This is a genomic window from Jannaschia faecimaris (assembly GCF_900107415.1).
Classification (GTDB): domain Bacteria; phylum Pseudomonadota; class Alphaproteobacteria; order Rhodobacterales; family Rhodobacteraceae; genus Jannaschia; species Jannaschia faecimaris.
Genome location: NZ_FNPX01000005.1, coordinates 21,959 through 48,897, shown reverse-complemented (window position 1 = coordinate 48,897; position 26,939 = coordinate 21,959). Strand labels below are relative to the sequence as shown.

Genomic DNA, 26,939 nt, shown 5'->3' with positions numbered 1-26,939 from the left:
CAGGGGCCTGCGAATTTGGCCCCCAAGCTTATCCACAAGAGAGGGTAAACCGAACCCTCTTGAATCTGACCTTCATCCGAGGCAGCGCCGAGGGGAATCGCGGGACGATGACTGAGACGACGAACCAGACCGCCAAACCGACCGGGCCAGAGGTGATCAAACGTTTCCTGAGGACGCTTGATGGGTCGCCGGGTGTGTACCGGATGCTGGATGCGGAAAACCGGGTTCTTTATGTCGGAAAGGCCCGGAATCTGAAAAACCGGGTGGCGAATTATGCCCGGCTTCAAGGGCATTCGGGCCGGATCTCGCGGATGATTTCAGAGACGGCGTCGATGATGGTGCTGACGACAAGCACCGAGTTGGAAGCCTTGTTGCTTGAACAGAACCTGATCAAACAGCTCAAACCGCGCTACAATGTGCTGCTGCGGGACGACAAATCGTTCCCGAACATCGAGGTCACGACGAGCCACGCGTTCCCGCAAGTCCGCAAGCACCGCGGCAAGAAGGGGAAGGGACAGTATTTCGGCCCCTTCGCCAGCGCCGGCGCGGTCAACCGCGTGCTTAATCAGCTCCAGCGGGTGTTCCTGCTGCGCAATTGCTCGGACAGTGATTTTGAAGGGCGAACGCGGCCCTGCCTGAACTACCAGATCAAACGGTGCAGCGCGCCCTGCGTTGGGTTCATCAGCGCCGACGCCTATGCCGAGGCCGTGAAGGATGCCGAAAGGTTCCTGCGCGGAGAGACGACCGGCATTCAGGAAAAGCTGGCCGAAGAAATGACTACCGCCTCCGAGGAGATGGAGTTCGAGCGGGCCGCCGCCCTGCGCGACCGGATCAAGGCTCTGACCAACGTGCAGTCGGTTCAAGGGGTTAATCCCCAAGGCGTGCCCGAGGCGGATGTGGTGGCGTTGCACATGGACGGCGGCCAGGCGTGTATCCAGGTCTTCTTCATCCGCGCCAACCAGAACTGGGGCAACGCGGATGTCTATCCACGCGTGGCCGAAGACATGTCGCCGAGCGAGGTGATGGCGGCCTTCCTCGGTCAATTCTACGACAACAAAGAGCCGCCGCGGATGCTGTTGCTCTCACATGGCGTCGAGGAGGAGGATCTGATGGCCGACGCGCTGTCCGAGCGGGCAGGGCGACGCGTGCAAATCCTCGTGCCGCAGCGAGGCGAGAAAGCGGAACTCGTGGAGGGTGCCCTGCGCAATGCGCGCGAGAGCCTGGGCCGCAAGATGTCGGAAAGCGCCACGCAGACCCGGCTGCTCAAGGGAATGGCCGAAGCTTTCGATCTGCCGGCACCACCCCGCCGGATCGAGGTCTACGACAACTCCCACATTCAGGGCAGCCACGCCGTCGGCGCGATGATCGTATCCGGTTCCGAGGGATTGGAGAAATCGCAGTACCGCAAGTTCAATATCCGCAATGCGGAACTGACGCCGGGGGATGACTTCGGGATGATGAAGGAGGTGCTGACGCGCCGCTTCAAGCGTCTCATCAAGGAAGACCCCGACCGAAAATCAGAACTCTGGCCCGATCTTTTGCTGATTGACGGTGGCGCGGGTCAGGTGTCCGCCGTCCGTGAAATCCTTAGGGAGCTTGAAATCAAGGACGTCGCCATGGTCGGCGTCGCGAAAGGTGTGGATCGCGATCATGGCAAGGAAGAGTTCCACCGGACTGGTCAGCGTCCCTTTGCGTTGCAACGCAACGATCCGGTGCTCTATTTTGTGCAACGCCTGCGCGACGAGGCCCATCGCTTTGCAATTGGGACCCACCGGGCCAAACGCGCCAAGGCCCTTATCGCCAATCCGCTGGATGAAATCGCGGGTGTAGGCCCAGGCCGCAAGCGCGCTCTTCTCACGCATTTTGGGTCGGCCAAAGCCGTCTCGCGTGCGGCGCTGGCCGATCTCAAGGCGGTCGACGGCATCTCCGAAGCCTTGGCAGAGAAGATCCATGCGCATTTCCACGACAAAGGGTGACTGGATTCCATCTATTAAGTGCAATCTTGGTGGTGCCACGTGGGTCGTCGCGATAGGAAGGCAGGTATGACGTGGACGATCCCAAATATTCTGACCGTCCTGCGGTTGCTTGCGGCCCCCGGCGTCGCCGTCATGTTCCTGTTTTTTGCGCGGCCCTGGGCCGATTGGTATGCGCTTGTTCTGTTCGTCACGGCGGCCGTCACCGACTGGTTCGACGGATGGATCGCACGGGAATGGAATCAGGAAAGCCGCCTGGGCGCGATGCTCGATCCGATAGCCGACAAGGCGATGGTGGTGATCGCGCTGCTGGTCATTACAGGTTTTTCGGGCATGAATCCGTGGATCCTGCTGCCCGCGACGGTGATCCTGTTCCGGGAGGTCTTCGTCAGCGGTCTGCGCGAATTCCTCGGCAATACCGCGGGTCTGCTTAAGGTCACGCGGTTGGCCAAGTGGAAAACGACTGCGCAGATGGTGGCCTTGTCCGTGCTGTTTTCGACCGGCATTTTCGAACATCACTTTGCCGAACGGGTGCACGGTATGGACGCTGGAACGATCGAGGATATTCTGGACGGGCGGTTGCCCGACAACCTGAACCTCGGCGCGCTGCTCTGGTGGCGCGATGCGACTTTCTATTCAGGCGTATTGCTGCTGTGGTTTGCGGCCGCGTTGACCGCGATCACGGGCTGGGACTATTTTCAGAAGGCGACACCATTCCTGAAGGATCGCCCGCAATGACGGTTCAAGTTCTATACTTTGCTTGGCTTCGTGAACGCATCGGTCTGGGGCGCGAAGATGTCACAACCGACGCAGCCACGGTTGCGGATCTGATTGTGGAGTTGCGTGCCCGCGAAGATCGCTATGATCTGGCGTTCTCAGACATGACGGCGGTCCGCTGCGCCGTGGATCAAACGCTGGTGGATTTGGATGCCCCGCTTGACGGGGTGCGGGAAGTTGCGTTTTTTCCACCGATGACGGGCGGCTGATGACCGGGCTTCGGATCATTGTGACGGAAGACGATTTCGATCTCGGGGCAGAGGCCGCACGCCTGGAGGCTGGCCCTGACACCGGGGCGGTGGTCACGTTCACTGGACGCGTGCGCGACGTGGGCGGCGGCCTTCAACAGATGCAGATCGAGCATTACCCGGGGATGACAGAACGAGCGTTGACGGACATCGCCAAGCAGGCCGCGACGCGCTGGTCCCTGTCGGGCGTGACCGTGATCCACCGCTTCGGGCATTTGGCACCGGGCGCGCGCATCATGATGGTCGGCACGGCGTCGCGTCACCGTGCTGCGGCATTCGAGGCGGCGTCCTTCCTGATGGATTACCTCAAGTCGCGTGCCCCCTTCTGGAAGAAGGAAGTGACGGCGAACGGCTCTACCTGGGTGGCATCGAGGGATGAGGACGAGGCCGCACTGGATCGCTGGAACTGATTGATCACCGCGAGGAGGCGCGGCGCAGGATATCAACGGCATCCGGGCCGTTCAGTTCAGCGGCGGTCGGTTCGACGCCATGGTGCGGCACCTGCGTGCGGCCCCCCATCGTGACCCGCAACTGGTCCGCCAGATCTTCTCCCATCCCTGCCAGAACTTCGGGTGTGACCAACAGGCTTTCGGCGGGGATGCCCGAGACGTAGATGATCTCGTGTGCATCGAACAGCAGATGAAAATAATCGACGTGACTGGGCGGAGCGCGCCAGATCGTTTCATGATTCACCAGGTTGCGGGCGCGCACCAGGAGTTCCGCCCGTCCGGCACTAGTGGCATCGTGACGCTGATAGATGAACAGGCGGTGATCGGGCGACAGGCTAAGGTCGTCGGCATTGTTCAGCGCATCCCGCTCGATGATCACGGGCGCATTCGACCCTTCGGCGCGAACGGTTTGCGACCCGACCCAGCGAACGGGCTGCGGTCCGTGATCGCGCGTCAGGACACGGTCACCCGGCCTCAGATCTTCTACGGCGCGCTGTAGACCATCGGCCATGGTGATCCGGGTGCCCCGTGTAAAGCTGACCTGCGCGACGTTCGACAACTCGCCTTCCATCGCTGCGGAGCAGATCAGGGTGTATTCGTCAGAAGACGACAGAGGGCCGAGCGGCAAGGCGAGCCGCATTCCAGCCAGATCGAGAACCAGCACCTCGACGGTGCCGCCGCGTTCACCCATGATCTGATGGCGCGCCAGCGGCATGACGACCTGTCCGGGGTCCCCGACGGCCGACTCCTGGGCGACGACAGTCTGCTGGCCGTTCTGCATCAGGATAAGTTCGGACGGGCCTGTGCTTTCGTCCAGCATATAGATGTCACCGGCCACCACTTCGGACAGATCGCCGATAGCATCGCCCATCAGGGCACCGGTATCGACCGAAAGCGCCTCGGCGGGATAGACGGTGCAACGGTTCAGCGCTGAAAGGGGGAGGGGATCATCATTCATGCCGTGAACTTGATCTGCCAGCAGGGCAAAAACAGGGCGCATACAGGGTTGTTCCATGGACAAACGCCTACAAACGGATCTATCGCCCGATGGAACTCGTGCTGCCGGATGGTAAGCATGAAGTCTCACAGGGAGAATGCAGATGGATCTGGGAATAAAGGGCAAGCGCGCGCTGGTTTGCGCGTCGTCGAAGGGACTTGGGCTGGGCTGTGCGGAAGCCTTGGCCGAGGCGGGTGTGAACCTGGTGATGAACGCGCGCGGTGCAGAGGCACTGGAGGCGGCGGCGGCGGATATTCGTGCGCGGTTCGGTGTCGAAGTGACGACCGTGGCGGCCGATGTGACCACTCCCGAGGGGCAGGCCGAGGTCCTGGCCGCCGCGGGCGAGCCGGATATCCTGGTGACGAATGCCGGCGGCCCGCCGCCGGGCCTGTGGTCGGATTGGGATCGGGACGATTTTATCGCGGCGCTGGATGCGAACATGCTGACGCCGATTGCGTTGATGAAGGCGTGCCTGCCCGCGATGATGGAGCGGGGCTGGGGCCGGATTGTCAATATCACCTCGCAATCCGTCAAGGCACCGATTGCTGTGCTTGGCCTTTCAAATGCGGCGCGTACCGGCCTGACAGGCTATGTCGCGGGCACTTCGCGGCAGGTAGCCGCTTCGGGTGTTACGATCAACAACCTGCTGCCGGGGATTCACGCGACGGACCGGGCCAAGTCACTCGACGAGGGGGTAAGCCGGACGCAGAGCGTCAGTCTTGAGGACGCGCGCGCGCAGCGAGAGGCCTCGATCCCCGCGCACCGCTACGGCACCGCCGAGGAGTTTGGCCAGACCTGCGCGTTCCTGTGTTCCCGGCATGCCGGCTTTATCGTGGGGCAAAATATTCTGCTGGACGGTGGGGCTACGAACGCGACGATCTGACCCGCCAGAGCGTCAGGGCGGTTACGGTGACGGCCGCCCCGATTGCAAACAGGCCCACGGTTGTCGCGCCATTGCGCATAAGAACGGCGACCAAGGCCCATGTTACGGCCACGCCGTACATCAGGGACGGCCGGGCGATCAGCATCGCCACGGTTATGACAAGCCCGAGGGACAGCGCGGCAATGGCCCAGCCTTCGGCATCGAAGGGTCCGATGCCGAAGCCGGGCAGGGAAATGCCCAACGACACGCAACTCGCCGCTGTCAGCCACCCGGCATAGAGCCCGATCGGCGCGCGCAGCATCCAAAGGTCGTCCTGCGGCGTTCGCACCAACGCGATCAGCGCCGAGACGAGCATCACCCAGATCAGGATCGTCGCCCAGACCGGCGACAGGACAGCGACGGCCAACCACGGCGTCCCCGTTCCCAGACTCACGATCAGTGGCAGTCGCGTCGCGTCCCAGCCGGAATGGTCCGACCGTGCCCAGATGCCGAATGTCGCCATGGCGATTAGCCAGAGGTAGATCAGCCCCCAGATCGCAAAGGCATAACCCGCGGGCTGAACCGGCGGGTTATCTATCCGAACGGGGAATTGCGCCGGGTCAAAGCCCGCGAAACCTTCGACGAACAGCGGCGAGGCCGCGAAGGTCAGGGCCAGGAGTAGGGTGAGCGCAGCGCGTATGAACATAATCAACAACTAGTCTGCATCTGCCGTCAGGCCAAGGTGCTATGATATAACGAAAAAGGGTCGCACCCGAAGGTGCGACCCATACGGCTGGGGTCGGATCACTGAGACCAGGTGACCCCGGTCAGGTCGTTGGCCTGCGTCGGCGCATTCTCCCAAAGCCCTTGGATGCGCGCATCAGCGACGCCCGTCTTGGCCAACTGGAAAAGATATGCGTTTACCGCGTCATCGGCGATCGTCTTTTGCGCCTGGCCAAGCAGCGCGCTGCGCTCGGCCGGATCGGTGGTGATGCTGATCTGCTCGATCAGCGCCTGGAACTCGGGATTGTCATACTGGAAGTAGTAATCGGGCCGGGCGTAGATGTTGATATCCGCCGGTTCGGTATGGCTGACGATGGTCAGGTCGAAATCCTTGCCGCGGAACACTTGCTCCAGCCATTGCGCCCATTCCAGGTTGGAGACTTCGGTTTTGATACCGACTTCGCGCAGTTGGCTGGCGATGATCTCGCCGCCACGCCGGGCATAGACCGGGGGTGGCAACATCAGGCGCAACGTCAGGTCGGTCGCCCCCGCCTCGGCCAGCAGGGTACGCGCCTTGTCGGGGTCGAAGGCCGACTGCGCGGTCAGGTCGACGTAATCGGGGTTATGTGGCGCGAAATGCGTGCCGATCGGCGTGCCATAGCCGAACATCGCGCCGTCGATGATGGCTTGCCGGTCGATCGCATGGCCGATGGCCTGCCGGACCTTCAGATCGGTGATGTTTGCGTTGTTGATGCCCAGGATCGTCTCACCCTCGGTCGAGCCGACGATGACGGTGAATCGCGGGTCGGCCTCGAAGTTCGACAGGGTCTCGGGCGCGGGGAAGTTCGGGAAGGCATCAAGATCGCCCGCCATCATGGCCGCGAAGGCCGCGTTCGGATCCGAAATGAACTTGAAGGTGGCCGCGGTCAGCGCCGGAGCCTCGCCCCAGTAGTCCGCATAGGCCGTCAGCTCGACCCGGTCGCCCTGCACCCATTGGGCGAACGCGAACGGGCCGGTTCCAACGGGGACCGTGGCATTCGTGTCGGCGCTTTCGGGGGCCACGATAACGGCATCGCCCCACGCCAGGTTGAAGCCCAGGTTGCCGTTGGGCGCGGCAAGGGTGATCCGTACCGTGGTCGGATCGACGGCCTCGACGCTCTCGATGTCGGCGAACAGAGCCTTTTGCGCGTTGGTGCTGTCCTCTGCCCGCGCGCGGTCCAGCGAAAAGACCACATCATCGGCGTCCATGGTCGTGCCGTCGTGGAAGGTCACGCCATCGTGCAGGGTGAAGGTCCAGACGGTGCCATCATCTGACACCTCCCAGCCTTGCGCCAGCGCGGGTTGGACCGAACCGTCGGGGCCAAACCGGGTGAGACCTTCGAACAGGTTCGCATAGACCACTTCGTCGATGGCGGCGGCGGCCCCGCCCGTCGGGTCGAGGTTGGGCGGCTCAAGCTGCATGCCGATCGTGATGTCGGTCTGCTGGGCAAGCGCGGTCGTCGTGATCAGGGCCAGCGCGGCGGCGGTTCTGATGAGCATGGGGTCTCCCTCCCGTATCCTGTTCGCAGGTTAGGCACCGACGCGGGGAAGGGGCAAGAGTTTACGCTACCCTGCGTTTTGCGAGGTATAGCCTTCGACGATTTCAACCATGCGCGCGGTCGACAAAACGGGGGGCAGCAGCGTCAGGAAATCGCCGTTCCCGTCCATGACGAAGATGTGGGAGCCGTGGGCATAGACGTCCACGCCGCGCGGATCGGTGAACAGCAGCGTCCTCTCGACGTGGAACAGGTCGCGCACATGTGCCAGTTCGGCCTCCGTGCCTGTCAGTCCGGTTAGGCCGGGGGCAAAGGTCGCCAGCGCCGGGCCCATATTCGCAACCGTGTCGGTGGCGGGATCGACAGTGATGACCAGCGGGGTCACGGCGATGTCCCGCACGGCAAGCTCGGCCGTCATCTCCGACATGATCGGGAGGGCCACGGTGCAGATCGCTTCGCAGGTGGCGTAGCCGAAAAACACCAGTTGCACGTTACCCGCCGGATCGGCCTGACTACGGTGGTTGCCATGGTGATCGGTCAGATCGTAGGCCCCGCCGAAGTTCGACGGGAAAGCGGTATCCGGCAAGGCGGTGTTCATCGTGGCCTGCTGCGCCTGTGCCGGCAGCGCGAGGGTCAGGGCCAACAGCAGGGCGCGCATCAGAACCAGTCCGCGATGAAGGCCTCGTCAATCTCCTTGCCCAACCCCAGGTAGCCTTCCTTCTCGATTTCACCCAGAATGCGGGGGTCGCGCCGGAACCAGGGGCCCTTGCCCGACGCGTCGGGATTCTTCGCGGCCCAATCGTCGGTCCAGATATTGGCGGCCTGCCACGCGCCACCTTCGGGACGAATGCGCTGCACCAGGTAGACATTGGTCGCCCCGATTTCGGGATCCTCGATCAGCAACCCGTCCACCTCGACCGTCTGGCCGCAGAAGGGGGCCACGTCCGCCACCGCGCCATTGAAGGCCGATTGCGCGTTCTTGAGCGGGAAGACCATCGCGTTGTCGGCCGTCCGGATCAGCACGACCTGCCTGCGCCCGCCACCGCAATCGTCGGTGCAATCGCCCGCCAATTCGCACAGCGGGTCGCTGACGACGGCGGTGAACCGGGCCTTCTGTTCGGCATATAGGCCCCATTCGCGGGCTTCGGACCCCTCGGAGAAGTCCTGCGCCAACGCGGGCGCAGCTGCGAGGGCGGCAATCATGGCAAGGCGGATCATTCCGTTGCCTCCGAGTCGGGGATCGCAAAGCCGGGGATGACCCCGAAATCTTCGTGCGTGGCGTTGATGATGTCTTGATCGGCGGTGATCTCCTCCACCACGAGGTAGTTCAGGCCGTCGCGCCGATAGAGCATCCCGTCCGCCTCGATGGTGTGCGAGGCAATGTGCAGGCTGGTGTCGCCGCCGGCGGACGTGTCATCGCCGTCCATCTTCAGGACCATGTAGACCGTGCCGTCCGGGGCCAGCAGGCCCACCGGAATGCCACCAGCACTGCACCACAGCGCGCATGTGTGATGCGCCGACCCGACTACAGCGTCCGGTCCGCCCATCACTCCCGAGAAATAGCACCAGGTGTCTATGACTTCGCCGGTGATCTGAACCCGTTCGCCATCGGCGGCAAAGGCCGGGGCGGCAAGGAAGACAAGTGGAACGAGTGCGCGCATGGGACCTCCGCAAGTTCGGTCCAAGTTGACGACAAGTTGTCGTGTCGTGGCAAGTCATCTTTTGGTTAGCGCCTCGCACAAGTCCGCGAGCAGGCATTCATCGCACTTGGGCGCGCGGGCCATGCAAATGCGCTTGCCGTGGGGCAGGATAAGGACGTGACCATCTGACAGGAACTCCGTCGGCAGCCGGGATTCCAATGATTTCGCGGTCTGTTCCTCGGTTTTGCCACCGGCCAGATCAAGGCGATTGCAGACGCGGTGCACGTGGGTCTCGACGGCCACCGTCGCCTGGCCGAACGTGAAGTCCAGCACGATGTCGGCGCATTTGCGACCCACCCCTGGCAGGGACATCAGACCCTCGCGCTTGCTGGGCACGACACCGCCTTGATCCTCAAGCAGGGCGCGGCACATCCTGCGCAGGTTGCGGCATTTCACGTTGTACAGACCTGTCGGCATGATCGCGGCCGCGATCTGCTCGTCTGAAAGCGCCAAGATGCCAGCGGCGTGTCAGCCAGCGCAAAGAGCGCCTTTGACGCGACGGCCGTGTTGCGGTCGAGCGATTGAGCCGAGAGTATCCACGGCACCACAGCCCGGAAGGGATCGTTCCCGCCCTTGGAGAACGGCGGTCTGGCACCCGGCAGGGCGGCCCGCAGGCGCGTCATGACCTCGGTAATCTGGTTTCGGCTCAATAGTCGCCGAGATCTAGCCGTCCGCTATTTGATGTCGAGGTAGGTGCGAACCGCAGTCTGTACGTGGCGGAAGCGGTCGCCGCCCAAGTGCTTGCCGCCGTACCAGCGGGTCACGACGATCACGTGATCGCGCACGCCTTCTCGTTCCAGCATGCGGAGGATGACCATGCCCGCGCCTGCCTCTCCGTCATCGTTCTTGATGGGACCGTCCGCGCCGATCATCGCCCAGGTGTTGTGTGTTGCCTTGGCGAATTTCTTGTCCCGGCAAAGATCTCTGATGACAGCCTTCGCCTCCACCGCATCGGTGGCCAAGGCACCCGTTACCGCATACTTGCTGCCGCGGTCGTTGATGTCGAGGAATATGGTCTTCACGGGCGATCAAGCATGGCCATGACGTCTTGTCTTCTATTCATGTCTTTCCGAAACCGCGTCTTACGAACGGTGATACAGATCAGACCGTCATCGATCACCGACAGGAACAATGGTATCTTGCCATCGACCGGGACCCAGTCAAGCAACTGGTAAACAAAGAGGCGCTCAGTACGATGACTTCGGCTTGCTATGGCAATCGCCCGCCCCGTCCGGGTGCTTTGACAATAGGACATGCATAAGCCGGCAAACTCCGAATTCGATCGCTAACAAGGTCTTCTTGGAGCCGATGAACAAATTCGTCAAAGACATGCCGCGTAAGGCAAGGAAGTCGCTGGGGTCTTCGAACCGTTCTTCCCACACGGGCCGACCGGCCAAATGCGGAATTTGCTGAAGGATAGCCAGACAGGCCGCAGCCGCGATGGCTTTCTCGATCAGCTCAAGCAGGGCCTTTGCCAGCACTGCCAGACGAAACTGTCAATGATTGCGTGTCGCGAGAAGAGCCACATGTGTCATCCCGGTTTTGCGCCACTTGACGACTTCTGTTCTTACTTTTTCGAGATATCAGAGCCTTAGGCCAGCCTCAACAGGGGCAACCAGACAGCCTCAATCCGTCAAAAGCTTCGCCAGCGAAATCGCCATGACCTTCGCGCTGTCCATCATGTCATCGACCCCGATCCATTCGTCTGGCTGATGCGCCAGGTCCAGGATGCCGGGGCCATAGGCGATGCAGTTCTTCAACCGTCCGATCCGGTCGATATGCTTCTGGTCGTACGTGCCGGGACTGACGACGAATTCAGCGGACCGGCCCAACACCTGATGGACCGCGTTCTGTACCGTTTGCACGATGGGCGCGTCCTCGGGGGTCATCGTGGGCTGCACTTCGAACAGGTCGCGGATTTCATAGCGGAAGTCGGGACGCCGTTCGCGCACACGCTCCATCATCTGCCTGACCTCGCGTTTGACCTCATCGATGTCCTCCTCGATCAGGAACCGGCGGTCGATCGTCAGGGTGCACCGATCCGGAACACAGGCCGAGGGAAGGCCGGTGTAATCCGCGTCCTGAACCGGCTCGCCCCCGTGAATGGCATTGATGTTCAATGTCGAGGATTTCGCCCCGTCCGGAACGACTGGCATTTCGGTCCGTTTGCCGGCCAGCAGGGGAAACAGCGTCGCCTCCATTTCTGCGATCACGGCCCCCATGTGGCGCACGGCGCAGTCGCCGAGAAATGGCATGGAGCCGTGGGCGATGCGCCCCTTGGTCTCGATCTCGGCCCACCAGACGCCGCGATGGCCCAGACAGATCCGATCCTTGTTGAGGGGTTCGGGAATAATGACATGCTGTACGCGTGCCGGGTCGAAATATCCCCGCTCTGCTAAATAGGCGACGCCGCCGAAGCCGCCCGACTCCTCGTCCGCGGTGGCCGAAATCTCGATCGCGCCGTTGAAGTCGGGGTGCATTGCCACGAAGACCTCGGCGGCGATGATCGACGTAGCCAGGCCTCCCTTCATATCGCAGGCCCCGCGCCCGTAAATCTTGCCGTCGGCCAGTTCCCCGCCGAACGGATCACGCGTCCAGCCGTCGCCTACGGCAACCACATCGTGGTGGCTGTTGAAGTGAACGCAGTCACCCGGGCCGCGCCCCTCCAAGCGACAAATGACGTTCCAGCGGGGGTATTTGTCGCTGTCACCCAAGGCCCCTTGTGCCCGGACCATTTCGACCTGCCAGCCCTGCGAGCCCATGCGCTCCTGAATCAGCGCGCAGATGTCGCAGTAATGCCTGCCGGGTGGGTTGAGCGTCGGAATCCGGATCAAGTCCTGCGTCAAGGCAATCAGCGCGTCACGGCGATTTTCGATCTCGGTCAGCAGACGATCCATTGGGCTTCCTTGTGCGTTTGGACAATCTTGGGGCGAAAGGCGGCGCTTGACCATGCCTACGCCAAGGATTCCCCATATCCGGTTTGTATAGGGAGACACGTGAATGAAAGGGACGCGTCTGCTGCCCGATTTCGAGGGGCAAGTCCACGAAAGTCAGGCGCAAGCGGCCGAGCGCCAGTCGCGGATCCGCAAGGTGAGCAGCCGAATTGGCAATGCGAACGTCCGCCAAGATGCGATGATCAAGGCGGGCAGGTTGCGCATGAAAACGCTGGCGCGCGAATTCAGACATGGAAGGGCCTGAAGGACCAGACGTCAGAACCCGAGCGTGATGCATATGACCCTGATCGACTAAGCCGACACCGGCACCAAGCGGCGAGCCGTTCTCGACCTGGTTTTCGGCGCTTGTCTGAATGCTCTGTATCAGGAGGCAGTTGTCCGAAGCATCGACCCTCGTGCGAAATCCATTGGCCAGCGCAGTGGGCGACGTGGCCGGGCGCATCTCGGCATCTGTGCGCGGTGGAGCGGTGTCTGGCGCAGATGTTTTACAACGCACTGGCGGGAAATCGGTGAACTTGATGCCATCGCCAAGTATGAATCCTATCCTATGTATATATGGCTGATGGATCAGCCATTCACCGGGCGCACGATGGATGTGAAACTGCCCTACGACTAATTCGGGATATCGGAGGTCATGATGCACAGAGTTCAGGACTTGATGACCAGTGTGGTCGGAAGATCATGATCGCGACGGTCGTCTTCCCCCTCGTTCTGCTCGCTTTGGCGGCCTGGGTCATCCCGTGGTTGCTGTCCAAGGTGATGCCCGAGGGTGTGTTCTGGCTGTTCCTGATCGGGGTGATCTCGGCAGTGGCGCTGGCGCTGATCGCGGCGGTGGGGTTCTTCGTGCTCTACGGGCGCGCAGGGGAGGCGGTTCTGGATGTTGCACCGTGGTACTTCGTGATCCTGTCGGCCCGCGCTGCGCTGGTTTGGGGGCCGGTTATGGTTCTAAGCCTCGCGAATATTCCCAAGAACTGGAAGGAGGCGGTGTGGTGAGTTCAGCGATGTCCTCGCTTTCGTATCGCTCGCAATAGCTTGCAGGTGCTGTGGTTGTTCTCGGATTTGCTTGGTGCCGGGCCGGACGCGATGAACTCTCCACGGCACCCCGACCAGCGGTCAATTCAAAGTTGCCATAGTGGTAACGGGACGACAGCCCGAAGTGTGACGCAGAAGCTCAGAGAGGTTGAGACCGCCCAAGCCTCGTTCTGTTGAAACAGTGGGTCGCGGATCGGCTGGCCCGCGATTATGCTGCTGGCATGGCGGGGGCACGCGAGTACCATTATGCGGAAAACCTGTCTTCGAGGATGCCGATCGCCCCGCGCCCGGGCCGGCCAATCAAGCGCGTGGGCTGTGGAGGCAAGGTGTGTTCGGACTGATACGGCTTTTCGCGATCCTGATGGTTCTTTTGACCGTTATTTATTGGGCATTGGTATTCTATTGCCGCGCGGGCGAACGCGACCGGTTGGAGGCGGAGTGGGAAGCAGAGCAACCGCCCTTGCCGCGCCATACATTCGTGGAAAACGGCATCCGCGAGTATCAGCGCAGCCTGCGGCGAAAATTGCTTTGGGGGGTGTATATCCTGCCTATCGGGGCCATCTGCGCCTTGATCTACTTCGTGAACTACGCCTGAGGGGGGCCTTGATGACCTATGTGAAATGGACCTTTTTTCTGGTGATAGCAGGGATCGTCGGGGCGTTCCTCCATTACACTTTGCCGCAGAACGATATCGTCCGGATCGTCGGAACAGAAAACCGCCGGATCGACTTTGGCGACAACTCGATTTTTTGGGCCTCGCCTGACGCAGGAACCCAAGGTTTGACCACCCGTGACGTGCGTTTCATCGAAACGGTGAAGCCTTCGGGCGGCGCGTCGGTCTATCGCAACGAGGACACGGGCTGGGGCTGGCCGCCGTATTTCAAGCTCGACTCGTCAAACCTTCAGGCCGAGGCCCGCGACCTGATCTCGACCTCCGCCGCGCCGCAATGGGTGGCGGTAACGCATTATGGCTGGCGGTCGGAGTTCTTGACGATTTTTCCCAATGCCATCAGCGTGCGCGCGGTTGCGGGGCCGGACACGACGTTCATTCCGTGGTTCAACATCGTCTTTCTGACAATCCTTGCCGCGATCCTCTGGGCCCTGACTGTGCGGCTGATCCGCTTTCGCCGCAATCGGATCGACCCGATCCTTGAGGATGCGGGCGAGGCGTGGGACGACGCCGGCGACGCAGTGGAGCGCAAGCGCAAAGGCTTCCGGTCCTGGCTGGATCAGTGGAAGGGCAAGCCGCGGGGCTGACGTCAGAGATGCTGGTCAGTCGTCTGCGACACCCAACTTCGCTTTCGCTTCCGGATCGACCTTTGTCGGTCCCCAGAGTGGCACACCCGACCTGAACGCGGCCCGCCCGATCATATGCGCAGCAACCGGAGCCGTGATCAGCAGGAACACCACGATCGCGACGGCCCGTGCCACGGTGGGTGCATCGGCAAACCCCGCCGCGACGGCCAGCATGATCAGGCCGGAGGCGAGCGTGCCTGCCTTGGTCGTTGCATGCATGCGGATCAGGACGTCAGGCAAGCGCAGGATGCCCAGCCCTGCCACGAAGGCAAAGAAGCCGCCCAGCAGAACGCAGACGGACATGAAGATATCAAGGATCACGGCGCACCCCCGGGATCATCCGCGCGATGCAGAGCCTTGGCGTCCGGGCGGCGGCGCTTACGCTCCACGAAACGGGCCAGCGCCACGGTCGCCAAGAACCCGATGAGCGCCAGGACTACGGCCACGTCCAAGAAAGCAGTCGCCCCGCTTTCCAATGCATAGAGCCCGCAGAAGGCGACGATCAGAACCGTCATCGTGTCCAGCGCGACCACGCGGTCAGGCAGTGACGGTCCCTTGATCAGGCGCACCATCGCCAGAATGACCCCGACCATGACCAGCACGAAGGATATCTGAACGGCCACGTTGAGGATCGGCATCTGTTCGGTCAGCGATGTCATGTCGTCTTCCTCATTCCAGCGCCTCGCGCACCCAGCGTTCCATGCCGTTCTCGATGCTGGCGGCGATTTCGGCGGGGTCGTCGGCGAACATGGCGTGAATGACCAGCGTGTTGCAATCCTCGGTCACATCCAGCGACAGCGTGCCGGGCGTCAGGGAAATCAGGTTGGTGACCAGCAAGACCTCCGCCTCTCCCTTGGCCTTGAGTGGGATGCAGATGATGCCGGGCCGGGCGCGGTGACGGGGCGTTAGCACATCCCAAGCGACCGACAGGGAAGAAACGATCAACTCGTAATGAAACAGCACCAGCAGCTTGAGCCAACGATAGACGCGGGTGAAGTAGTTGCCGGTCTGACCGAACAATGGCTGGATCACCCAGAGGGCGGCGAAGCCGACGACGAACCCGATGGCAAGGCCGCCCAACGTGAATTGCCCGGTTAACGCAGCCCAGGTGACGGCCAGCACCAGGTTGAGAAGGAAAACGCTCACTGCCCCACCTCCGGTGCGCCCAGAACGGCCGTCAGATAGGCCGTCGGGTTCAGCAGATCCTCGGCCGCCCGAGTGGCGAGTTGGACGAAGGATTCAGGGAACAATCCGATGACAACCGTCAACGCGGCCAAGCCGGCAATCGGTGCCAGCAAAACGAAGCGGTCAGCCGCCGGCAGGCTGGCCAGAGTCGGTACGGCACCTCCTGGATGCGATTTCCAGAAGGCGCGTCCCCAGATTTTCGTCATCGAGTAGATCGTCATCAGGCCAACGGCCAGTGCGGCCGCCGCCACAAGCCAAAGCTCCATATCGAGCGAAGCCTTAACCAGCACGTATTTCGCCCAGAACCCGGACAACGGCGGGAAACCAGCCAGCGAAAAGGCCGGGATCAGGAACAGGAAGGCCAACAGGGGCGCGCCCTTGTACAGGCCACCGATGTGGTCGATGTCGGTCGAGCCTGCGATGCGGTTCGCGACCCCCGCCACCAGAAAAAGGTTCGCCTTAACGATGATGTGGTGCACCAGGTAGAACACCGCACCCGTCACCGCCAAGGGTGTGAACAGCGCCAGCCCCAGCACCATGTAGCCGATCTGGCTGACGATGTGGAACGACAAGATGCGGCGGAAATCCGTCTGAGCCGCGGCCCCCAGAACACCCGTGATCATCGTCGCCACCGCGACCCAAAGCATAAGGCCGTGGGTCCAGCCGATGTCCTGCGTGAAGACCAAGGTGAACATCCGCATCAGGGCATAGACACCGACCTTGGTAAGTAGCCCCGCAAACACCGCCGAGACCGAGAAGGCCGGCGTGTGGTAGGCGGCAGGCAGCCAGAAAAACAGCGGGAACACCGCCGACTTGATGCCGAACCCGACCAGGAACATCGTCGCTATGACGCTCACAAGGCCGGGGTCGGCATCCTGGATCTTGTAGTGCAGATCCGCCATGTTGAGCGTACCCGTCACCCCGTAGAGCAGCCCGATGCCCGAAAGAAACAGGATCGTGGAGATCAGGTTCAGCGTGACATACTTGATGCCCGCGTCGATTTGCGCCCTCTTGCCCCCCATCACCAGCAGGCCAAAGGACGCGATCAGCATCACCTCGAACCAGACATAGAGGTTGAACAGGTCGCCCGTCAGGAACGCGCCCGTCACGCCCGCGATCAGAACCTGGAACAGCGCGTGATAGCCGACCCGCTCCATTTCTTCGGTGACATCCGACACCGCATAGATCGACACGGCCAGCGCGGTGATGCCGGTGATCACGACCATCACCGCCGACAGTGTGTCAGCGACCAGCGTAATGCCGAACGGTGCCGCCCATGTGCCCATTTGCGCGGCCTGAATGCCCTCGCCCAAGACCTTGGACAAAAGCATTCCGCCCGCGATCAACATGCCGGCGGACCCCGCGACGGAGATCCAGCGACCCTCGGGACCCTTGCGGAAGAAAAACGACAGGATGGCCGTACCAAAGGCGATCAGGATCGGCAGGGGAAGAAGAAGGTCGCTCACTTGTCCGTGCCCTCATGCTCAATGGGCTCGGCAAGGCGCATGTCGTCGGAATCAAGTGTGCCCATCGTCTGGTAGGCCCGGTAGACGAGGACCAGCGCGAAGGCGAAAAGGCCGAAGCCGATCACGATAGCCGTCAGGACCAGCGCCTGCGGCAAGGCATTCGCCACCCCCGGCGGAGGCGCGTCCGCTCCGTAGGCGATCAACGGCGGGGCCTCCGGCGTCAGACCGCCCGAGGCAAAGATCAGCAGGTTCGCCGCATTCGAGATCAGGATCAGGCCGAACAGGAAGCGCAGAACGTTGCGTGCCAACATCAGATAAACGGCAGCCGCCACCAGTGCGCCGACCATGAGGGCGATCAGGAATTCCATCTCAGACCTCCTCCTCCAGCGCGAAGACAAGGGTCAGGACCGAGCCAAGCACCACCAGGTAAACACCCAGGTCGAACACAAGGATCGTTGAAAGTGGTGTCCCCTTGTCCGTTTCGGTCGCACCGATGAACAGCCATTGGCCCGCGAACAGCCCGTCGCCGGGAATGAACCCCGCAAGACCCGCCAGCAGCGCAACGCCCAATCCGGAAATCGCAATCGTCTGTGGATCAACGCGCAGCGCGGTACGGGCCGCCGCGCTGCCGTGGGCTACGGCATAGAGAATGAAGCCCGTCGCGCCGATCAGCCCGCCGATGAAGCCGCCGCCCGGTTCGTTGTGCCCGCGCAGAAGCATCCAGATCGAAAAGAGCAGCAGCAGGCCGACCAAAAGCCGGGTCGCGGCGCGGACAATTAGGGAGGTCATGGCATCGGCCTCCGTGTGCCCTTGAGAAGGGCATAGGCCCCGAGGGCAGCGACCGCGACGACGGCGATCTCGCCGAATGTGTCAAGTGCGCGGAAATCGACGAGGATCACGTTCACGATGTTTCGGCCATAGGCGAGGGGGGCGGAGGCTTCCTCGAAGAAGCGTGTCAGCTCCAGGTCGAAAGGCGCTTCCAGAACCGCCAGCAGGATCAGTGTTGTCAGCGCCCCGATCGTGAGCGCCAGAAGCAGATCCCAGCCGCGGATCGTCTTGACGTTTTCGCGGTTCATGTAAGGCAGCTTCAGCATTGCGACCGCCACAAGAACCACCTGCAATACTTCAATCAGCAACTGCGTGATGGCCACGTCAGGCGCGCCGAAGATGATGAAAATCAGCGCAACACCGATTCCCACCACGCCAAGCGAGGCGACGGCGGTCATGCGGGAATTGGTGAAGGCCGTCAGGAGCGCCCCGGCCATGATGAAGATCAGAACGGCCCAGTGCTTGAACTGCAAATCGTCCAGTGTCGGCATGTAGGGCGATAGACCGGCGCGCCAGACCGAGACCGCCATCGCAACTGCCAAGGCAAGGAAGGTCACGAAGATGTAGCGGCGCAGCCGACCCGTCTGGATGATTGCAGTCAAGCCCGAGGAACCGGCGGCGACGCCGTCCATGATCCTGTCCCATCCCGGATCGAAGCGCGGCTTGAAACGGGCGAGCGCGGCGCGCAGTCGGCTGTGCGCCAGGTAAAGGATGAAGCCGACCGCGAATGTCGTCAGCGACAGCAGGAACGCGGTGTTCACTTCCTTGAAAAGATACAGGTCGACTTCGACCGCGACGCCCGCGACGGCCGCAGTGGCCGGGCGCACCAGCGCCTCGGCCCAGTCAGGCATCAGGCCGAACGTCAGGCCCAGCAGGGCGAGCAGGACCGGACCGGTCAGCATTGGCCATGGCCCCTCGTGCGGCTTGACCGGAGTGTCGGCCAGCTTGCCCGTGAAAGGTCGCCACGCGACGACCCCGCCTGCAACGAACATCAGGACAGAGGCCGCGAAGATGCATCCTGTGACCCAGACCATTGCCGGAGCCCCCAACGCGGCTTTGTACATGAACTCCTTGCCGATGAACCCGAAGAGAGGTGGCAGGCCGGCCATGCTCGCGGCGGCCAGTATCGCCGCCAACATCGTCACCGGCATCGACCGGCCCAGCCCCCGCAGCACGGTTGCATCGCGCGTTCCCGTGCCGTGATCAACCACACCGATCATAAGGAACAGCGACGCTTTGTAGAAGCTGTGGACCAGCAAGAAGGCCATCGCCGCTTCGATGGCGTAGGGCGTCCCGACCCCGATGAACATCACGAGCGTGCCGAGCGCCATGAGGGTCGTATACGCCAGCACCTGCTTGATGTCGGTCTGCCGCACCGCCAGCAGGGAGGCGAAGACTGCCGTGAAGCCGCCCGCGATCACCAGTGTCCAGAACCAGACGTCGGTGCCGCCCAGCGACGGGTTCATGCGCGCCAAAAGGTAGACGCCACCCTTCACCATGGTCGCCGAGTGCAGATAGGCCGACACCGGTGTCGGTGCGGCCATCGCGTTGGGCAGCCAGAAGTGGAATGGCACCTGCGCTGACTTGGTGAAGGCACCCGCCACGACCAGCCAGAAGATCGCAAGGTAAAGTGGATGATCGGCCAGCGAGCCTTCGATCTCGGAGATATTGAATGTGCCCGCCGCCGTCCCGATCAGAACGATGCCGGCGAGGAAGGCGAGGCCGCCGGTTCCCGTCACCAGCAGGGCCTGCAACGCGTTGCGTCGCGATTTCGCCTCGTCGGCGTTGAACCCGATCAAAAGGTAGGAGGAGACCGTCGTCACCTCCCAGAACACGAAAAGTCCAAGAAGGTTGTCCGACAGAACCAGGCCCAGCATTCCGACCATGAACGTCATCAGGTAGCAGACGAACCGGACATAATGCACGTGGCCCCCGAGATAACTCGTGGAGTAAAGTGTCACGAGCGTTCCGATGCCCGTGATCAGCAGCGCGAATGTCAGGGACAGCCCGTCCAGCAGGATCCCCAATGAAACGTCCAGTGATGGCACCCATGCCACTTCCCACGTCAGCACCCCGCCTGCGGCGACGGCGGGTATGTGTTGCGCGAGCCACAAGAACAGGCCGAGCGGCAGAAGGATCGAAATCCAACCTGCCGGCCCGCCGAGAAAGCGACTGTCTGTCCCTTGGTTCGCCATCAAACCCTCTTTGTTGGGGGAGGAGATAAACGAAACCTTTGATTGTTCAAGAAGGTAGTTTATCTTATGTTTGATAGTGACAGCCTATTGGTCAGAAATGCCTACCCTGCAACAATTCCGATACCTGGTCGCGGTTGCCGACACGTTGCATTTTCGCCGTGCGGCTGAATCCGTGAACGTGACGCAACCGACGTTGTCCACCCAACTGCGCGAACTGGAGGACAAGCTCGGCGTGCAGTTGGTTGAGCGGTCCCGCTCCGGCGTGACGCTGACGCCCATCGGCGCGGACGTCTCGGCGCGCGCGCGCGGCGTCCTGCGGGACGTGGCCGACATTGCGACCCTAGCCCGCACCGGGGCCGACCCGCTCGCGGGTACGATCCGGGTTGGAGTGGTCGGGTCGCTCGGGTCTTATTTTCTGCCGCTGGTGATCCCGGCGTTGCATGCGGCCTATCCCAGGTTGAAGTTCTATGTGCGCGAGGGCGTGGCGCAGGACCTTCTGACGCGGTTGCGGGACGGGGCACTGGACCTGCTGTTCTTTCCGACGCCGCTGGACGATCCGAACCTTGCTGTCGCGCCCTTGTTCCACGAGCCGTTGCTGGTTGTCCTTCCGAGCGACCACCCCCTGACCGCAAGCACTGTCGTCGATCGGGCGGCCTTGCGCGGTGAGACTGTGATGACACTGGAGGCCGGGCACCGACTGCACGAGACGGTTGCCGCCCTCTGCGCCGAGACTGGCGCGCATCTGTCCCTCGATTACGAAGGGACATCGCTCGATACGCTTCGGCAGATGGTGGCGACGGGGTTAGGCCTGTCGGTGCTTCCGGCACTTTACGTCCGGTCCGAGGTCGCGCGCGAAGATCTGGTGACGGCGCGGGCCCTGTCGTCCCCGGCACCCGGACGCGACATCGGCATGGTCTGGCGCCAGACGGCGGCGCATGGGCATGCTTACCGGACCTTGGCTGCGGTGATCCGGAAGACTTTGACGCTGGGCGCGCCGGAGGTGCGGGTCATCGAATAGCTGAAGCTGGCCCGCCGCGCGTCGGGCCGCGCGCCGGGGATAATTCGGAAAAGAAGATTTGGTCAGGTCCCGAAGGGAATCCAGATCGTTTGCACGTCCGTTGCCGCGGTGAGGAAAGGGTCCGCATCGGTTGCGGTCCAGTCGCGGGTGCGCCCGTTGTTGACCCAAGTCCGCTTCAGGTCGACGGCGGCCTCGCGCTCGATCGTGGTGGATATATCGGCGGCGGAGAAACTCCAGACCGCATCGATATCCATGTGCCCGGCCATCTGCGCGGCCAATTCCGCGTGGTCGCCGGTCAGGATATTCAGCACGCCGGCCGGAATGTCCGACGTTTCGATGACCTGGTACAGGTCCGTCGCCGTCAGCGGCGCGCTTTCCGGGGCGACCAGCACCAGCCGATTGCCCGTCGCCAGAGTCGCTCCAATCACCTGGGCCATCGCGATCAGAGGGCGATCCTCGGAGGCGAATGCCCCGACCACCCCCCGTGGCACATTGAGCGCCAAGGCCATTCCACCCGTCGGCACGCCCAGGGTGCGCCCGTCATACTTGTCCGCCCAGGCGGCCCAGCGGAACAGGTGGCGCACCGCCTCCGCCGTTTCGCCTTTGGCCCCGGTCTGGGCCGTCAGGCGGGCGTCGAAGTCTGCGGCGCGGGCCGAGAGGTTCTCGGCCAGATAATACAGGATCTGAGCCCGAAGGTGGCCGGTGGATCCACTCCAGGCTTTGGCAGCCTGTGCTGCTTCGACCGCGTTGCGCAGGTCTTTCCGATTGGCGATGCCCACCTCGCCCACGGCACCCTTGGGCCCAACGACAGGACGGGTATAGCCGCCGTCGGGGCGGGCCTGCTTGCCGCCGATATACATCTTGGCGGTTCTGTCGATATCGTCCGGAGCGCCAAGCTCGGCTTTGTAGGTCTTGATCGCCGGCATCTTGGCCCCGGTCGCCGGGCGCACGTAGGCGCGCAACCCCGCAACTCCGCCTTCGCGTCCGAAACCGCTCTCTTTCATGCCGCCGAATGGGGCGGCGGCGTCCAGCATGTTGGTCCCGTTCACCCAGACCACGCCCGCCCGGATTTTCGGTGCCGTATCGAGCGCGACATCGATGTCCTGCGACCAGACCGAGGCGGCCAGGCCATATCGTGTGTCGTTGGCGAGTTGCACAGCTTCGGCCGGGGTGCGGAACGTCGTGGCGGCAAGGACGGGGCCGAAGACCTCCTCGGCCATCAAGGGGTCGGACCCGTGCAGGTCGGTCACCAGGATCGGCGGCAGGTAGCAGCCGTCCGGACATGCGCCGCGTGTAATCGTGCCTGAGGTGCGGGCCAGCATCGCCTCCACGTTCGCCTTGTGATCGGCGTGGATCATCGCGCCCATGTCGATCGCCTTGTCCAGCGGATCACCCACGCGGATCTTGGACATGCGGGTCTTGAGGCGGGTCAGAAAATCCTCGGCGATGCCCTCCTGCACCAAGAGCCGTGCGCCGGCGCAGCAGACTTGCCCGCCATTGAACCATATCGCATCGACAAGGCCCTCGACGGCGGAGTCGATGTCGGCGTCCTCAAAGACGACATAGGGGGACTTGCCGCCCAACTCCAACGTCACGCCCATGGCCCGACCCGCCGTTTCGCGGCGCAGAATGCGGCCTACTTCGGTCGATCCGGTGAACGCCAGTTTGTCGATTTCGGAGGCCGTCAGCGCGGCCCCGGTCGCACCGTCCCCGGTCACGATGTTCACGACGCCCGGCGGCACGCCAGCATGGTCGCAGATGTCGGCAAAGGCCAGCGCGGTCAGCGGCGTCCATTCGGCGGGTTTGAGGACAACCGTGTTGCCCATTGCGAGTGCCGGTGCGATTTTCCAGGACAGCATCAAGAGGGGGAAGTTCCACGGGACGATCTGCCCACAGACGCCCCAAGGCTGCGCGTCGCCCATGGTCTCTTCGCGCAGTTCCGCGTGACCTGCGTGGTGGTAGAAGTGTCGCGCCGCCAAAGCCACGTCGATGTCGCGCGCCTCCCGGATGGGCTTGCCAGTGTCGAGCGTTTCCAGAACGGCAAACAGACGGCCGTGCTTTTGCAGCCCGCGCGCGATGGCATAGAGGACGCGCGCCCGGTCATGGTCCGGCGTCGCGGCCCAGCCCTTGGCAGCCTTGCGCGCGGCTTTGACGGCGGATTTCACATCGGCCTCGGTGCCCTGCGTGACTTCGGCAAGCACTTCGCCCGTCGCGGGGTTCACCGTTGCGAAGGTTTTGCCGGGCTTTTGCCGTTTGCCGTCGACGAAATGCCCAAACCTGCGCCCATGGCTGTCCAGCCAGGCATCCGCCTCGCCGCGTCCCTCGGGGGCGGGACCCCAGTCCATGCTTTCGAAAATTTCGGCCACGGTCATTTTGCGCCTTCTTTGCTACCTAAACATGCCGGGGAGCGCGAGAGGCTGACCCCCGCACCACCCCATCACCCCAGCGGGTGCCTATAGCCGGCCGAATATCGACCTGTTACGTGATGCTCCAACTGCCGTTCAATGTCGCCCAACAGGGATGAGGCCCCGAAGCGGAACAGGTCGGGGCGCAGCCAGCGGTTGCCCAGTTCTTCCTTGAGCAGCGCCAGGTAGGTGATCGCGTCCTTCGCCTTGGATACGCCGCCCGCCGGTTTGTAACCGACCTTGAAGCCCGACATCCCCTCATAGGTGCGGATCGCGCGCATCATGGTCAGCGAGACGGGCAGAGTGGCGTTTACGGCTTCCTTGCCGGTGGAGGTTTTGATGAAGTCCGATCCTGCCATCATCGTCACCATGCTGGCCTTCATCACGTTCTTCAGCGGTCCAAGTTCTCCGGTCGCAAGGATCGCCTTCATATGCGCGTCGCCGCAGGCCTCCCGCATTTGGCGCGTCTCGTCGTAGAGCGCCTGCCAGTTGCCGGTCAGAACGTGACGACGGGAGATGACGATGTCGATTTCGGTTGCACCGGCGGCGACACTCTCCTCGATCTCCCGGATGCGCAGGTGAAACGGCGACAGGCCCGCCGGGAAGCCGGTGGAGACGGCGGCCACGGGGATGCGACCCTGCACAGCATCGACGGCAGTGGGCACCATTTCGTGATAGACGCAGACAGCTCCAGTGGTGAGGTCCGGCAGGCCGATGGCGTCCAGCAGATCGGGGCGGACGGGTTGAAGGGCCTTGGCGCACAGCCGCCGGACGCGGCCCGGCGTGTCGTCGCCTGACAGCGTCGTAAGGTCGATCATGCTGACTGCGCGGGCTAGCCAGGCGGCCTGATAGTCCTTCTTGAGCGACCGGCGCGCGGAAAGGGAGGCGGCCCGGCGCAGGGTGGCGGGGGTGTTCACGCGCACCGCCTCGACCACGGCGGGGTCGAAGGGCAATCCGGCGTTGCGGGGCAAGTCTGTGGCAGTCACGCGCAATCCGTCGCTTGGGCTGAAATTAGGGAAGAATTCGTTGCATGGTGTCCTGCCAAGTGCAACCTTGGCACTCATCGTGAAACGGATCACTTTTGCGGGTCACCGGAATGAACCGGGCCGCATTTCGAAGGTCGACCCCGGCGCGACCGCTCTGACCGGCGCGCTGATCTGGAAAACCGCGTGGCCTGATGTTGGATATTTGACGGCTCTGGCCGCGTCATTGGTGCCGAGAACTGACAACGGTCCGTGGATCACGCGTGGCCTTGGCTGGTCGTTGGCGATCCGCCGGCCAAAGGAGCCGTTGCATAGGTCGTTGATGTCAGGGGCGCGTTTGGGCGCGATCAGGTTCGTACCGCACGACAATTTTGTCGATTCAGCCGTCTGCCCTGACCGTTCCCGCGAATTTTTCGAAAATGCCGGAAGAGCCGCCAACGACATGGCCGTCTTCCAGAAGTGTCTGCCCGCTGCGCAGCGGCTCCACGAACCCCCCGGCCTCGCGCAGGATGAGTACTCCGGTTGCGTAGTCCCAAAGGTTCATGCCGCGTTGCCAGAAGCCGTCCAAACGACCGGCGGCCACATGACACAGGTCCAGGGACGGCACGCCTGACTGACGCACGCCGGCCGACGCGGGCAGCAGCTTTGCCAGATCCTTTATCGCGGCGGGCAGGTACTTCTCGTTCGCGGCGGGCAGGTTGGTCGCAAACAGGCTGTCGATCAGCGCGACCCGACCCGCCACGCGAAGGCGTGTGCGCCCGTCGAGCCATGCTCCGGTACCCTTCTCGGCCCAGAACAGCTCGTCGCGCAGCGGGTCATAGGTGACGGCCGACGCGATTTCGCCCTTATGTTCCAAGGCAATCGAAACGGCCCAATGGGGGGTTCCGTGCAGGAAGTTCGTTCCTCCATCCAAGGGTGTCACGATCCAGTTGCGGGTCGGGTCGATGCCGTCCACGTCGCCCGCGGCGGATTTCCAGCCGTAGTTGACGCGGGCGTGGGACAGGTCTTCGCGGATGATCTCCTCGGCCTTTGCGGCGGCCTTTTGCGTAAAGTCGCGCGGGGCCTTGATGCCGGTCTGAAGGTTCTCGACCTCGCCGAAATCCTTCAGCAGGCTGCGACCGGCCTTGCGCGCGGCCTTGATCATCACGTTGAGGTTGGCGCTGCCTTGCTGCATCTCGTCGCTCCGGGGTTCAGTCAGAGGCTGCCTTTAGCGGAGGTCGACGGGGGGGGCCAGCCCCCGAAAGCCTCCGAAGGGGCGACGGGCGTGCATTGTTAACCGCCCGTTTACCATTCTGGCGGTAGACTTGGCTGAAGTGGCTTCGCGGGGCTTTGCGCTGAATGAAACAGACCGGTTCGAAACTGTCCCGCCTGACCGACCTGGTGCAGGACCGGTGGCTCTCGGGCGGAAAACGGCGGGATATTCCGACCTATTCCCCGCCACAGGGATTTGGCGAGGCGGCGCAGTTCGGACTTGCCGACCTTGAAGCGCGCATCCCTCCCCGCGATGCTGCCACCCAGCCTGCGAATGCACCGCACTGGCAGAGTCGCAAGCGCCTGACCGAGACAGAAAGCGCGGGCGGAGGACTGGTTCGGCAATCGGACGGGTCCATGCGACCGCATTACTGGGGCCACCGTGAACGGCTGCGAAAGCGCTTCCTTTCAGGTGGACACGCGGTGATGCCGGAATATGAACTGCTTGAACTGATCCTGTTCAACGCGATTGAGCGGATCGACGTAAAGCCCCTGGCAAAACGGCTGTTGGCGGCCTTCGGTGATCTAAACGGGGTGATCGCGGCCTCCGAGCGAAACATTTTGCGTGTCGATGGCGCGTCCGCCAAGGTCTATCTTCAGCTGCGCATCGCCGAAGCTTTTGCGCACCGGATGGGGCAGGCAAAGATCCTGGACAGGGAGATCCTGTCGTCTTGGACGGATGTCGTCAGCTATTGCCGGACAACGATGGCCCATCGCGATACCGAGCAATTTCGAGTTCTGTTTCTGGATCGGCGCAACCGGGTCATCGCCGACGAGGCGCAAGGCGAGGGTACCGTCGACCACGTCCCCGTTTACCCCCGCGAAGTTGCGCGGCGCGCGCTGGAGCTGAATGCCAGCGCGTTGATCCTGGTTCACAACCATCCGTCGGGCGACCCCACACCTAGCGGTGCAGATATCGAAATGACGGCCAAGATCGTTGCGGCCTGCGGGGCGCTGGAAATCGTGATTCACGACCACATGATTATCGGCAAGGAGGAAGAAGTCTCGTTCCGTTCGCTTGGATTGATCGAGGACGGGGCGGCCTGAACCGCCCCGGTCCTG

Annotated in this window: 31 protein-coding genes; 11 read left to right on the top strand and 20 right to left on the bottom strand. The window is 62.7% G+C overall.

Annotated features, from left to right (window positions below; all coding sequences use genetic code 11):
* The first annotated feature begins 107 nt into the window (after positions 1-107).
* From uvrC to moaE, 4 genes are all read left to right on the top strand, one after another.
* A complete protein-coding gene (uvrC, locus tag BLV27_RS07440) occupies positions 108-1,976 on the top strand; it encodes an excinuclease ABC subunit UvrC (RefSeq protein ID WP_092644874.1) in 1,869 nt (622 codons plus the stop codon).
* 66 nt (positions 1,977-2,042) lie between these two features.
* Positions 2,043-2,711, top strand: coding sequence for a CDP-diacylglycerol--glycerol-3-phosphate 3-phosphatidyltransferase (gene pgsA, locus BLV27_RS07435; RefSeq protein ID WP_092644479.1), 669 nt, complete (start codon positions 2,043-2,045; stop codon positions 2,709-2,711).
* Complete coding sequence (moaD, locus tag BLV27_RS07430; protein WP_092644478.1) at positions 2,708-2,959, top strand: molybdopterin converting factor subunit 1; 252 nt, start codon at positions 2,708-2,710, stop codon at positions 2,957-2,959. The genes pgsA and moaD overlap by 4 nt, the downstream gene beginning before the upstream one ends.
* Positions 2,959-3,408 carry a molybdopterin synthase catalytic subunit MoaE gene (gene moaE, locus BLV27_RS07425; RefSeq protein WP_092644476.1) on the top strand — a complete coding sequence of 150 codons (450 nt, stop codon included), beginning with the start codon at positions 2,959-2,961 and terminating at the stop codon, positions 3,406-3,408. The genes moaD and moaE overlap by 1 nt, the downstream gene beginning before the upstream one ends.
* Before the next feature lie 4 nt (positions 3,409-3,412).
* Here moaE and BLV27_RS07420 read toward each other — a convergent pair whose 3' ends face one another.
* Positions 3,413-4,405, bottom strand: a complete 993-nt coding sequence (locus tag BLV27_RS07420) for a Hint domain-containing protein (RefSeq protein ID WP_170831382.1) — start codon at positions 4,403-4,405, stop codon at positions 3,413-3,415.
* Between the two features lie 142 nt (positions 4,406-4,547).
* On the opposite strand from BLV27_RS07420, the gene BLV27_RS07415 reads away from it, so the two are divergent.
* On the top strand, positions 4,548-5,327 hold the full coding sequence (locus BLV27_RS07415; protein ID WP_092644872.1) for an SDR family oxidoreductase: 780 nt from the start codon (positions 4,548-4,550) through the stop codon (positions 5,325-5,327).
* On the opposite strand, the gene BLV27_RS07410 is transcribed toward BLV27_RS07415, so the two are convergent.
* The 9 genes from BLV27_RS07410 to BLV27_RS07370 form a co-directional block, all read right to left on the bottom strand.
* On the bottom strand, positions 5,308-6,012 hold the full coding sequence (locus BLV27_RS07410; protein ID WP_092644472.1) for a hypothetical protein: 705 nt from the start codon (positions 6,010-6,012) through the stop codon (positions 5,308-5,310). The two genes, BLV27_RS07415 and BLV27_RS07410, sit on opposite strands and share 20 nt — an antisense overlap.
* 98 nt (positions 6,013-6,110) lie before the next feature.
* Complete coding sequence (locus BLV27_RS07405; protein WP_092644470.1) at positions 6,111-7,568, bottom strand: ABC transporter substrate-binding protein; 1,458 nt, start codon at positions 7,566-7,568, stop codon at positions 6,111-6,113.
* Positions 7,569-7,634: 66 nt separating this feature from the next.
* On the bottom strand, positions 7,635-8,222 hold the full coding sequence (locus BLV27_RS07400) for an SCO family protein (RefSeq protein ID WP_092644468.1): 588 nt from the start codon (positions 8,220-8,222) through the stop codon (positions 7,635-7,637).
* Positions 8,222-8,782: a hypothetical protein gene (locus tag BLV27_RS07395; RefSeq protein WP_092644466.1), complete on the bottom strand. Its 561-nt coding sequence runs from the start codon at positions 8,780-8,782 to the stop codon at positions 8,222-8,224. Before BLV27_RS07395 ends, BLV27_RS07400 begins: the two co-directional genes overlap by 1 nt.
* Positions 8,779-9,225, bottom strand: a complete 447-nt coding sequence (locus tag BLV27_RS07390) for a hypothetical protein (RefSeq protein WP_092644464.1) — start codon at positions 9,223-9,225, stop codon at positions 8,779-8,781. Before BLV27_RS07390 ends, BLV27_RS07395 begins: the two co-directional genes overlap by 4 nt.
* 54 nt (positions 9,226-9,279) lie before the next feature.
* Positions 9,280-9,717 (bottom strand): endonuclease III domain-containing protein, encoded by a 438-nt coding sequence (locus BLV27_RS07385; RefSeq protein WP_211605492.1) that lies wholly within the window; start codon positions 9,715-9,717, stop codon positions 9,280-9,282.
* 221 nt (positions 9,718-9,938) lie between these two features.
* The gene (locus BLV27_RS07380) at positions 9,939-10,286 is read right to left on the bottom strand and encodes a YigZ family protein (protein WP_170831381.1); all 348 of its coding nucleotides are present in this window, start codon (positions 10,284-10,286) and stop codon (positions 9,939-9,941) included.
* Positions 10,287-10,451: 165 nt separating this feature from the next.
* A complete protein-coding gene (locus BLV27_RS07375; protein ID WP_092644462.1) occupies positions 10,452-10,745 on the bottom strand; it encodes a hypothetical protein in 294 nt (97 codons plus the stop codon).
* Between the two features lie 144 nt (positions 10,746-10,889).
* Complete coding sequence (locus BLV27_RS07370) at positions 10,890-12,161, bottom strand: acetylornithine deacetylase/succinyl-diaminopimelate desuccinylase family protein (protein WP_092644460.1); 1,272 nt, start codon at positions 12,159-12,161, stop codon at positions 10,890-10,892.
* 103 nt (positions 12,162-12,264) lie between these two features.
* Here BLV27_RS07370 and BLV27_RS07365 point away from each other — a divergent pair, with 103 nt between their 5' ends.
* The 4 genes from BLV27_RS07365 (at position 12,265) to BLV27_RS07350 (ending at position 14,507) form a co-directional block, all read left to right on the top strand.
* The gene (locus BLV27_RS07365) at positions 12,265-12,462 is read left to right on the top strand and encodes a hypothetical protein (RefSeq protein ID WP_092644459.1); all 198 of its coding nucleotides are present in this window, start codon (positions 12,265-12,267) and stop codon (positions 12,460-12,462) included.
* A 437-nt stretch (positions 12,463-12,899) separates the two neighbouring features.
* Entirely contained in the window at positions 12,900-13,211 is a 312-nt protein-coding gene (locus BLV27_RS07360) for a hypothetical protein (RefSeq protein ID WP_092644457.1), read from the top strand.
* Between the two features lie 367 nt (positions 13,212-13,578).
* Positions 13,579-13,845, top strand: coding sequence for a hypothetical protein (locus BLV27_RS07355; RefSeq protein WP_092644455.1), 267 nt, complete (start codon positions 13,579-13,581; stop codon positions 13,843-13,845).
* Positions 13,846-13,856: 11 nt separating this feature from the next.
* Entirely contained in the window at positions 13,857-14,507 is a 651-nt protein-coding gene (locus BLV27_RS07350; protein ID WP_092644453.1) for a DUF1523 family protein, read from the top strand.
* 15 nt (positions 14,508-14,522) lie between these two features.
* Here the strand turns inward: BLV27_RS07350 and mnhG are convergent, their stop codons facing one another.
* Genes mnhG through BLV27_RS07315 form a run of 7 tightly spaced genes read right to left on the bottom strand, consistent with a single transcriptional unit; the run spans position 14,523 to position 20,220 of the window.
* Entirely contained in the window at positions 14,523-14,867 is a 345-nt protein-coding gene (gene mnhG, locus BLV27_RS07345; RefSeq protein WP_092644451.1) for a monovalent cation/H(+) antiporter subunit G, read from the bottom strand.
* Entirely contained in the window at positions 14,864-15,205 is a 342-nt protein-coding gene (locus BLV27_RS07340; protein ID WP_244504580.1) for an MrpF/PhaF family protein, read from the bottom strand. The genes mnhG and BLV27_RS07340 overlap by 4 nt, the downstream gene beginning before the upstream one ends.
* A 10-nt stretch (positions 15,206-15,215) precedes the next feature.
* Positions 15,216-15,692: a Na+/H+ antiporter subunit E gene (locus BLV27_RS07335; RefSeq protein ID WP_092644449.1), complete on the bottom strand. Its 477-nt coding sequence runs from the start codon at positions 15,690-15,692 to the stop codon at positions 15,216-15,218.
* Complete coding sequence (locus BLV27_RS07330; RefSeq protein ID WP_092644447.1) at positions 15,689-17,197, bottom strand: Na+/H+ antiporter subunit D; 1,509 nt, start codon at positions 17,195-17,197, stop codon at positions 15,689-15,691. Before BLV27_RS07330 ends, BLV27_RS07335 begins: the two co-directional genes overlap by 4 nt.
* On the bottom strand, positions 17,194-17,565 hold the full coding sequence (locus tag BLV27_RS07325) for a Na+/H+ antiporter subunit C (RefSeq protein ID WP_092644445.1): 372 nt from the start codon (positions 17,563-17,565) through the stop codon (positions 17,194-17,196). The genes BLV27_RS07330 and BLV27_RS07325 overlap by 4 nt, the downstream gene beginning before the upstream one ends.
* A gap of 1 nt (position 17,566) precedes the next feature.
* The gene (locus tag BLV27_RS07320; protein WP_092644443.1) at positions 17,567-17,986 is read right to left on the bottom strand and encodes a Na+/H+ antiporter subunit B; all 420 of its coding nucleotides are present in this window, start codon (positions 17,984-17,986) and stop codon (positions 17,567-17,569) included.
* Positions 17,983-20,220, bottom strand: a complete 2,238-nt coding sequence (locus tag BLV27_RS07315; protein WP_092644441.1) for a putative monovalent cation/H+ antiporter subunit A — start codon at positions 20,218-20,220, stop codon at positions 17,983-17,985. The genes BLV27_RS07320 and BLV27_RS07315 overlap by 4 nt, the downstream gene beginning before the upstream one ends.
* A gap of 97 nt (positions 20,221-20,317) precedes the next feature.
* On the opposite strand from BLV27_RS07315, the gene BLV27_RS07310 reads away from it, so the two are divergent.
* The gene (locus BLV27_RS07310; protein ID WP_139176569.1) at positions 20,318-21,238 is read left to right on the top strand and encodes a hydrogen peroxide-inducible genes activator; all 921 of its coding nucleotides are present in this window, start codon (positions 20,318-20,320) and stop codon (positions 21,236-21,238) included.
* 62 nt (positions 21,239-21,300) lie between these two features.
* Here the strand turns inward: BLV27_RS07310 and BLV27_RS07305 are convergent, their stop codons facing one another.
* The 3 genes from BLV27_RS07305 to BLV27_RS07295 form a co-directional block, all read right to left on the bottom strand.
* Positions 21,301-23,610: an aldehyde dehydrogenase family protein gene (locus tag BLV27_RS07305; protein ID WP_092644437.1), complete on the bottom strand. Its 2,310-nt coding sequence runs from the start codon at positions 23,608-23,610 to the stop codon at positions 21,301-21,303.
* A gap of 65 nt (positions 23,611-23,675) precedes the next feature.
* Positions 23,676-24,629: a deoxyribose-phosphate aldolase gene (gene deoC / locus BLV27_RS07300; protein WP_244504579.1), complete on the bottom strand. Its 954-nt coding sequence runs from the start codon at positions 24,627-24,629 to the stop codon at positions 23,676-23,678.
* Positions 24,630-25,005: 376 nt separating this feature from the next.
* Entirely contained in the window at positions 25,006-25,800 is a 795-nt protein-coding gene (locus tag BLV27_RS07295) for an inositol monophosphatase family protein (RefSeq protein WP_092644433.1), read from the bottom strand.
* A gap of 164 nt (positions 25,801-25,964) precedes the next feature.
* Between BLV27_RS07295 and radC the strand changes: the two genes are divergently transcribed.
* On the top strand, positions 25,965-26,924 hold the full coding sequence (gene radC / locus BLV27_RS07290) for a RadC family protein (protein ID WP_092644431.1): 960 nt from the start codon (positions 25,965-25,967) through the stop codon (positions 26,922-26,924).
* Positions 26,925-26,939: the final 15 nt, after the last annotated feature.

Bases quoted from the DNA above. Each gene is read 5' to 3' on its own strand.
- BLV27_RS07325 (WP_092644445.1), bottom strand. From the start codon at position 17,565: ATGGAATTCCTGATCGCCCTCATGGTCGGCGCACTGGTGGCGGCTGCC.
- BLV27_RS07410 (WP_092644472.1), bottom strand. From the start codon at position 6,012: ATGTTCATACGCGCTGCGCTCACCCTACTCCTGGCCCTGACCTTCGCG.
- moaE (WP_092644476.1), top strand. From the start codon at position 2,959: ATGACCGGGCTTCGGATCATTGTGACGGAAGACGATTTCGATCTCGGG.
- uvrC (WP_092644874.1), top strand. From the start codon at position 108: ATGACTGAGACGACGAACCAGACCGCCAAACCGACCGGGCCAGAGGTG.
- BLV27_RS07400 (WP_092644468.1), bottom strand. From the start codon at position 8,222: ATGCGCGCCCTGCTGTTGGCCCTGACCCTCGCGCTGCCGGCACAGGCG.
- BLV27_RS07390 (WP_092644464.1), bottom strand. From the start codon at position 9,225: ATGCGCGCACTCGTTCCACTTGTCTTCCTTGCCGCCCCGGCCTTTGCC.
- BLV27_RS07310 (WP_139176569.1), top strand. From the start codon at position 20,318: ATGCCTACCCTGCAACAATTCCGATACCTGGTCGCGGTTGCCGACACG.
- BLV27_RS07395 (WP_092644466.1), bottom strand. From the start codon at position 8,782: ATGATCCGCCTTGCCATGATTGCCGCCCTCGCAGCTGCGCCCGCGTTG.
- BLV27_RS07340 (WP_244504580.1), bottom strand. From the start codon at position 15,205: ATGACATCGCTGACCGAACAGATGCCGATCCTCAACGTGGCCGTTCAG.
- pgsA (WP_092644479.1), top strand. From the start codon at position 2,043: ATGACGTGGACGATCCCAAATATTCTGACCGTCCTGCGGTTGCTTGCG.
- BLV27_RS07295 (WP_092644433.1), bottom strand. From the start codon at position 25,800: ATGCAGCAAGGCAGCGCCAACCTCAACGTGATGATCAAGGCCGCGCGC.
- BLV27_RS07365 (WP_092644459.1), top strand. From the start codon at position 12,265: ATGAAAGGGACGCGTCTGCTGCCCGATTTCGAGGGGCAAGTCCACGAA.
- BLV27_RS07370 (WP_092644460.1), bottom strand. From the start codon at position 12,161: ATGGATCGTCTGCTGACCGAGATCGAAAATCGCCGTGACGCGCTGATT.
- BLV27_RS07360 (WP_092644457.1), top strand. From the start codon at position 12,900: ATGATCGCGACGGTCGTCTTCCCCCTCGTTCTGCTCGCTTTGGCGGCC.
- radC (WP_092644431.1), top strand. From the start codon at position 25,965: ATGAAACAGACCGGTTCGAAACTGTCCCGCCTGACCGACCTGGTGCAG.
- BLV27_RS07305 (WP_092644437.1), bottom strand. From the start codon at position 23,610: ATGACCGTGGCCGAAATTTTCGAAAGCATGGACTGGGGTCCCGCCCCC.
- BLV27_RS07320 (WP_092644443.1), bottom strand. From the start codon at position 17,986: ATGACCTCCCTAATTGTCCGCGCCGCGACCCGGCTTTTGGTCGGCCTG.
- BLV27_RS07415 (WP_092644872.1), top strand. From the start codon at position 4,548: ATGGATCTGGGAATAAAGGGCAAGCGCGCGCTGGTTTGCGCGTCGTCG.
- moaD (WP_092644478.1), top strand. From the start codon at position 2,708: ATGACGGTTCAAGTTCTATACTTTGCTTGGCTTCGTGAACGCATCGGT.
- BLV27_RS07350 (WP_092644453.1), top strand. From the start codon at position 13,857: ATGACCTATGTGAAATGGACCTTTTTTCTGGTGATAGCAGGGATCGTC.
- BLV27_RS07405 (WP_092644470.1), bottom strand. From the start codon at position 7,568: ATGCTCATCAGAACCGCCGCCGCGCTGGCCCTGATCACGACGACCGCG.
- BLV27_RS07315 (WP_092644441.1), bottom strand. From the start codon at position 20,220: ATGGCGAACCAAGGGACAGACAGTCGCTTTCTCGGCGGGCCGGCAGGT.
- BLV27_RS07420 (WP_170831382.1), bottom strand. From the start codon at position 4,405: ATGAATGATGATCCCCTCCCCCTTTCAGCGCTGAACCGTTGCACCGTC.